This is a genomic window from Caldisericia bacterium (assembly GCA_026414995.1).
In the GTDB taxonomy this organism is placed as follows: domain Bacteria; phylum Caldisericota; class Caldisericia; order B22-G15; family B22-G15; genus JAAYUH01.
The window spans coordinates 270-574 of record JAOAHY010000047.1 but is presented as its reverse complement, the minus strand read 5'-3'; the positions used below and the strand labels follow the sequence as shown (position 1 = coordinate 574).

The window sequence follows — 305 nt, the reverse complement described above, 5'->3', positions numbered from 1 at the left end:
GAAATAAAATTATAGCGACGGAAAAATTCGTAACTACTAACTATGTAATGGTAGCTGGTTTAGGAGTAGGAGATATTTCAGAAATAGTATTAAGAGATAGGCAAATTTTGGCGCAAGACGGAATATTTATTATTATCGCTCCTATTGATAAACATACCGGCTTATTAATCAAAGAAGCAGAAGTTGTTTCTCGCGGTTTTGTTTATATGAAAGAATCAAGAGATTTAATTAATGAAACTAAAAAACAAATACAAAATATTATTTCTCATTCTGCTAAAGAGCAAATTTTTAATGATGTCTATCTT

1 protein-coding gene is annotated in these 305 nt (G+C 29.2%); it reads left to right on the top strand.

Going from position 1 to position 305, the window contains the following annotated elements; translation table 11 throughout:
- Positions 1 to 305: RNase J family beta-CASP ribonuclease (locus N3D74_06715; GenBank protein ID MCX8095855.1), on the top strand; the 305-nt coding region annotated here is incomplete at both ends.